General features: G+C 67.6%; 7 protein-coding genes. 2 read left to right on the forward strand and 5 right to left on the reverse strand.

The window, feature by feature from the left end; all coding sequences use genetic code 11:
- From ACFWF3_RS20700 to ACFWF3_RS20720, 5 genes are all read right to left on the reverse strand, one after another.
- Positions 1-945: serine hydrolase domain-containing protein (locus ACFWF3_RS20700; protein ID WP_379314906.1), on the reverse strand; the 945-nt coding region annotated here is incomplete at its 3' end.
- Between the two features lie 109 nt (positions 946-1,054).
- Positions 1,055-1,594: a hypothetical protein gene (locus ACFWF3_RS20705; RefSeq protein WP_379314907.1), complete on the reverse strand. Its 540-nt coding sequence runs from the start codon at positions 1,592-1,594 to the stop codon at positions 1,055-1,057.
- A gap of 155 nt (positions 1,595-1,749) precedes the next feature.
- Positions 1,750-2,349: a DUF305 domain-containing protein gene (locus ACFWF3_RS20710; protein WP_379314908.1), complete on the reverse strand. Its 600-nt coding sequence runs from the start codon at positions 2,347-2,349 to the stop codon at positions 1,750-1,752.
- Positions 2,350-2,414: 65 nt separating this feature from the next.
- Positions 2,415-2,954 (reverse strand): DUF6153 family protein, encoded by a 540-nt coding sequence (locus tag ACFWF3_RS20715; protein ID WP_379314909.1) that lies wholly within the window; start codon positions 2,952-2,954, stop codon positions 2,415-2,417.
- 24 nt (positions 2,955-2,978) lie between these two features.
- Positions 2,979-3,557 (reverse strand): hypothetical protein, encoded by a 579-nt coding sequence (locus tag ACFWF3_RS20720; RefSeq protein ID WP_379314910.1) that lies wholly within the window; start codon positions 3,555-3,557, stop codon positions 2,979-2,981.
- Positions 3,558-3,959: 402 nt separating this feature from the next.
- On the opposite strand from ACFWF3_RS20720, the gene ACFWF3_RS20725 reads away from it, so the two are divergent.
- Complete coding sequence (locus ACFWF3_RS20725) at positions 3,960-5,108, forward strand: class I SAM-dependent methyltransferase (RefSeq protein ID WP_378993102.1); 1,149 nt, start codon at positions 3,960-3,962, stop codon at positions 5,106-5,108.
- A 150-nt stretch (positions 5,109-5,258) separates the two neighbouring features.
- Entirely contained in the window at positions 5,259-6,116 is an 858-nt protein-coding gene (locus tag ACFWF3_RS20730) for a Bax inhibitor-1/YccA family protein (RefSeq protein ID WP_378636207.1), read from the forward strand.
- The last annotated feature ends 51 nt before the right edge of the window (positions 6,117-6,167 follow it).

Genomic DNA, 6,167 nt, shown 5'->3' on the forward strand with positions numbered 1-6,167 from the left:
GGGCACGATGAAGCTGTCGTTGCGCAGCATGCCCGACATCTTCACCGCGTCGTCGGGCAGTCCGGGGAATTCGAGCCGACACGGTGCGCCGTTGATCACGAACAGGAAGCCGTAGCAGGGCATGCTCGGCGACGGTGACACGGCCGCGCGCATGTAGTCCTCGGAGATCACCTGCCGGTCGTTCCAGCGGCCCCGATTGCCCACGAGCAGACCGAGTTTCGCGAAGTCGTCCGGCGGCAGGATCAAATGCGCGTGGCCGTAGGTGTTTCCGGCACGGTCGCGGGCCCAGTAGTAGTCGCCGCGGGCGATGCCCAACGGGTCGAACAGCTTTCGCTGCGCGAAGCTCTGGAAATCCTCGCCGACCGACTGCTGGATCACGTAGACCAGCAGGTCCACCGCGCGCTGGCTGTAGCGGAACATCGTGCCCTGCGGGCGTTCGATCGGCATCGCGAGTGCCTGCGCGACGACATTGGGATCGAGTTGCGCCAGCCCGGTCGCGCCCTCCGCGGCGACGGCGACTTCCATGCCCGAGGACTCGGTGAGCAGATTGCGCACGGTGATCTCCCGGTGCGCGGCGTCGCCGAGGCCCGATGGCAGATAGCGGCCGATCGGCTCGTCGATCCGCAGCAGCCCCTCGTCGACGGCGGCCCCGGCGACGAGCGCCACGACACTCTTGGTCCCGCTCCACAGATTCCACGCCACCCCGCCGGATTCGGCGTTGCGCGGGCCCGTCGCTATCAGGCAGTTGTTGCGGTACAGCTGGATGTTGAAGCGGGTCACGTCGGTGGCCCGCGCCATGGCGGCGGCCAGCACGGCGGGGTCGAGCGCGGCTTCGGCCGGTGTCGCGGACTGCGGGGTGCGGCCGGTGGTGACCTCACACTGCTTCGCGGTGACCGGGTCGGCCTTCGCCGAGCTCGGGAGCCATGCCCCCGAAATCAGGGTCATCGCGGTAATCGTCGCTGCCACAACGTATTTCAGAAAGCCCTGCACGCAACCCTCCAGATGGTGTGTCCGGAGGGGAATCGTGAACGATCACGTTCTTGTTACGAGGGGATCAGCTGCCGTACGGCGTGCACACCGCGATCGCTTCGTCTTTGGACGTGTTGAAAATGTCGATCACGCCGTTGAGTTCGTCGGTGGGCGCCCGGCGTTCGAGGGTATCGGCGAGGGTGTTGGTCTTCTCGATGTAGGCACGCAGCGGCACGGACAGATCGGCGATCACATCAGCGGTGATCTTGCGGTCGAGGTCCTTGGCGCTGTTGCGCAGGGTGGTGACCGCGTCGGTGGCCTTGGCGTCGGCATCGGGGGCCTGATCGTTGGACGCCGCGATGTAGGCGTTGAACGAGGTCACCGAGGTCTTGTTGGCCGAGCGCAGGCCGTCGCACGCCGTGTCGTTGGCCGCCTCGATCTTCGCCGCCTTCGACGACGACGCCGCCGCCGAGGACGCCGCCACCTCGGAGGTGTACGAGGCGAGCTCGCTCTGATTCACCTCGGCGGTGCCCGGTACCTGCTGGGAGCAGGCGCCGAGGAAGATCACTCCGGTCGCGGTGGCCGCGAACGCGGTCCCGAGCCCCAGCCGTTCCAGTACTCGCATTTCTCTCTCCTGCCTCGAGATTGCAGGCACCGGTTGGGCCGGAGCCGAACATATCGACCGTACTGGCAACTTCCGGGTGACGTCAGGTCGCGGTGGCGATTTCGATGACGAACCGAGACGCGGCGCCGGGGTGTCGCGCCCGGCGCCGCACCCGATCAGTTCTGTCCGAGCATGCCGCGCATGGTGGCGATCTCAGCCTCCTGATCGGCCACGATCGTCGTCGCGAGCTGACGTGTTTGCGGATTCACACCGGCGTTCAGCTCGGTCTGGGCCATCCCGACCGCGCCCTCGTGGTGCTCGATCATCATCTCCAGCCACTGCCGGTCGAAATCGGCGCCGTTCGCGGCCTGCAGACTGCTCATCTGCGCGTCGGTCATCATGCCGGGCATGTCGTGCCCGCCGTGTCCTTCGGTCGCGCTCGGCGCGGGCTTGCCGAAACCGGCGAGCAGGTCGGTGATCTGCTGCATCTCCGGGGCCTGTGCCTTCTCCACCTGGGCGGCCAGTGCGATGAGCTGCTGGTTCTGGGTGTGGCTCGGCACCATCTTCGCCATCTCGACGGCCTGTGCGTGATGCGGGTACATCATCTGCAAAAAGGTGACGTCGGCATCGTTGAAGTCGGTGCTCGCGGAGGCGCTGGTCGCGGTGGTGGTGGAGTGCTCGGTGGTGTGCGTGGTGGTGCTGTCGTCGCTACAACCCGCCGCGAACAAGACGGTGGCGGCCGCGGCGACGAGGATGTGGGTACGGCTGATGGACATGGTGATCCTCCTGGGGATTCGGGTGAGGTGTCGAAACTGGCAGGGCACGCGTGGTGCCGTGCCTGTCAGATCCGCAGAATCGCCAGTTGGGACAGGGTGAGGACGGTCCATGGTGGTGGGCGTTCGCGTCGGCCGCGCCATGCCCTCGATGGTTGCCGAGCGGCTTCGGAGGTGTCGCCGAGGCGGTAGAGCAGGACCAGGGTCAGTGCGATGGCGAGTGCGGCCAGGACGAAAACGCAGGCGTGGACGGCGGAGTGCTCATCACAGCCCGCCGCGCCGCAGCCCGTGTGCGGGTCGGCGGGGGCGGCGATGGACAGCGTCGAGCCTGTCGACGGTGCTCCGGCGAGATCTTGCGTGGAGTGGTCGATCGCGGGGAACACGGCGTGCTGGTCGGGCGGAGCCGCGGCCGAACGCGGGTCCGAGTGGTCGGTGGCGACCGGAGCCTGCGGGCCGTGCGCACTGTCGCTCGCGTGCGCGGTGCCGAAGACCGCTGAGTGCATGGCGACGATCCCGGCGAGCAGCGTCAACACGGCGAGCGCCCTGGCAATGCCGGGTGCGCGCGCGGGCTGCTGGTCCATCACGGCGACCAGTCTAGCGATCGCCATCGTGATACCCGGTAGGGGTAGCAATCACGGGGTGGCGATGTCGACGACCAGGCGCGGGGGATCGGCGAGAGCAGTGACGGAGAACGGTGGCTGGTCGGCGTCGAGGCCGATGAACGACTGGGTGACGCCCTCGTAGACCAGCTTCTTGTAGACGCCGGTGATGGTCGGCGTGCCCGGATCGGTCACCGGATCAGGCCCGGCGAACGGGGCGACGGTCGAGTCGAACGGGTACGCCGAGCCGAGAATGCGCACCTCGAGAATCGCGCGGCCTGCCACGTCGACGGTCTTGCCGCTGCCGTCCTGCACCGCGCTGTCGGTGTAGGCCACCTGCCAGCCCGGGGAGCCCGTGCCGCCGAGCTGGTAGACCACGCGGTCGAAGCCGGGCTGCTTGCCGATCCGGATATCGCTGACAGTCAGCGCCGCACCCGGGGAGGCCGCGCCGGACTTCGGGCTCGCGTCGGCCGGCACTTCGCCGGTGGCATCGGCGAACGTGCTGGTGGTGCTCGTTGTCGGCGGCGCGGCGGCCGGTGCGTCGTCGGTGCCGCAGCCGGATACCGAAACCGCGGCCGCGGCGATCAGCACGAACACGAGGGCGTTGCGCATGGGGCTGATGCTACGCAGGGACAGCGGCGTGGTGGGCGAAGTAACACGGGGTGTGTTCGGGCTACCGAAAGTTTGCTGATTACTTCGAAATGGGAGCTGTTGCGATTGATGCGCCCAGGTCGAAGCCGGGTTTTTCGGTGAACGCGTACCAGTTCCGCGGTTAGCGCGACCTGCGGCGATCGGTTCCGGCGCGGACCGGGCGGTGACCTTCGGCGAAGCATTGGGGAACAACGAAATTCGTGAGACCGGCGAATCCGGAGCGATCTGCAAGGACGTCGCAAATCGACGGAACCCGTTAGTGCTCAGTGAAATACATCCCACGACGACCCCTCCGGAGCCACCTCGCCTGTCGATACCGGGGCCGGATGTGACGGTGGGGCAACGATCTAGCACACTTGCCGGGTGGACAGTGTTGAGGACGTATTCGACCGACTACGCCGGTATCCGGATGTGGAGGCGCCGAACCTCTATGCCGTCGACGCCGCCGACCGACTGATCCTCGACACAGCCGCCGATGCCCTCGCGGCCGCGGGTAGCGGTGAGGTTGCGGTGATCGGCGACGCGTACGGCGCGCTCACCCTCGGGATCGCCGCGCAGCACGGACTCGCCGGTATTCGCGTGCACCAGGACCTGATCACCGGCGAATCTGCGCTGGCGGCCAACGCCAAGACCCTCGGGCTCACCGATCGCTACACCGCCCACGCCCTCGACGCCGACCTGCTGTCCGGGGCGCGCGTGGTCGTGATGCGGTTGCCGCGGATGCTGTCGGGTGTCGCCGAGATCGCCGAGGCCATCGCCCGCCACGCCGCCGGCGATGTGGTGGTGTTCGCGGGCGGTCGCGACAAGTACCTCACTCCGGCCATGAACGAGATACTCGCCGAATTCTTCGCGCAGGTCCGCGCGGGCCGGGGTCGGCAGAAGTCGCGCGTGCTCGTGGTCGGCGAGCCGCTGCCGGTGGGCGAACCCCGGTTCCCGGCGCGCGAGCACGTCATCGAGATCGACGGCGACGTCGTCGCTTTCGGTGCGGCCTTCTCGGGCTCGCGCCTCGACATCGGCACCCGCTTCCTGCTCGAGCACATGGACCGGATGAAGCCCGACGCGCGTGATGCCGTCGATCTCGGTTGTGGCACCGGCATTCTCGCTGTCGCGCTGGCCAAGTCGCGCCCGCACATCCGGGTGGTCGGCACCGACCAGTCCGCCGCCGCCGTCGCCTCGGCGAGGGCCACCGCCGAGGCCAACGGCGTCGGCGATCGGGTGACGGTGGTGCGCGACGACGCCATGTCCTCGGCCGCCGACAACAGCGCCGACCTGGTGCTGTGCAATCCGCCCTTCCATGTCGGCGCGGCCGTGCACACCGGTTCGGCGATCAAGATGTTCGTCGAGACCGGCCGCGTGCTGCGGCCCGGCGGCGAGCTGTGGACGGTGTACAACTCGCACCTGAACTATCGCGGCGTGGTGGAGCGGATGGTGGGGCGCACCGATGTGATCGGCCGGAACCAGAAGTTCACGGTCACGCGGTCCGTTCGTGGTCTGCGCGACGTACAACGATAGGGCGACCCGAAAGCGGTAGAGTCCGATTTGTCCGAACGGGTGGGCGGTGTGGTCATGGACCGGATCGCTGGGAACTTTGTCCGATCGTGGCGCGTTGAACAGGGCAGTTGGAGCTTGTACAGCGACTCGTAACTCCAAGAAAGGCGCACGGTGCGTACCTCATCGAATCCGGTGTTCAAGAACCTTCCCCGCCAGGAGGGTGTCGGCGGTTACGCGAACTTCGGTTCGGGCGTAGCCGGCGCAGGCCAGCTGGGCAACCAGCAGTACGGCGAATACGGGCAGCAGTACGGCCAGCAATTCCAGCAGGCCCCTGCCACCCGCGCGATGACCATCGACGATGTGGTCACCAAGACCGGCATCACCCTCGCGGTGCTGACCGTCTCGGCGATCATCTCCTTCGCGCTGTCCAGCGCGAACCCGTCGCTGGCGCCACTGTTCGTCATCGGCGGCGCCATCGTCGGCCTGGTGCTGGTCCTGATCGCGACCTTCGGCCGCAAGATGGACAACCCGGCCATCGTGCTGTCCTACGCGGCCTTCGAGGGCCTGTTCCTCGGCGCGCTGTCGCTGATGTTCACCGACACCGAATTCGGCGGTGTGGGCGGTAGCGCCCTGATCGGCCAGGCGGTGCTCGGCACGTTCGGCGTGTTCTTCGGCATGCTCGTCGTCTACAAGACCGGCGCGATCCGCGTGACCCCGCGCTTCACCCGCATGCTGATCGGTGCGATGGTCGGCGTGCTGGTGCTGATGGTCGGCAACCTGATCGCGAGCTTCTTCACCGACGGCGGCTTCGGCCTGCGCGACGGCGGCGCGCTGGCGATCGTGTTCAGCCTGGTCTGCATCGCCATCGCCGCGTTCAGCTTCTTGCTCGACTTCGACGCCGCCGACCAGCTGATCCGCGCCCAGGCCCCCGAGAAGGCCGCCTGGGGCGTTGCCCTCGGCCTCACCATCACCCTGGTCTGGCTCTACGTCGAGATCCTGCGCCTGCTGAGCTACTTCCAGCGCGACTGATCTAGAAGCACACAAACAAACCGAGCGGCTCCCCACGATCTGTGGGGAGCC

The sequence above is a fragment of the Nocardia sp. NPDC060220 genome (genome assembly GCF_042727815.1).
In the GTDB taxonomy this organism is placed as follows: Bacteria; Actinomycetota; Actinomycetes; order Mycobacteriales; family Mycobacteriaceae; genus Nocardia.

Excerpts from the sequence above, each read along its gene's own strand:
- ACFWF3_RS20705 (WP_379314907.1), bottom strand. The coding sequence starts at position 1,594 with ATGCGAGTACTGGAACGGCTGGGGCTCGGGACCGCGTTCGCGGCCACC.
- ACFWF3_RS20710 (WP_379314908.1), bottom strand. The coding sequence starts at position 2,349 with ATGTCCATCAGCCGTACCCACATCCTCGTCGCCGCGGCCGCCACCGTC.
- ACFWF3_RS20715 (WP_379314909.1), bottom strand. The coding sequence starts at position 2,954 with ATGGCGATCGCTAGACTGGTCGCCGTGATGGACCAGCAGCCCGCGCGC.
- ACFWF3_RS20720 (WP_379314910.1), bottom strand. The coding sequence starts at position 3,557 with ATGCGCAACGCCCTCGTGTTCGTGCTGATCGCCGCGGCCGCGGTTTCG.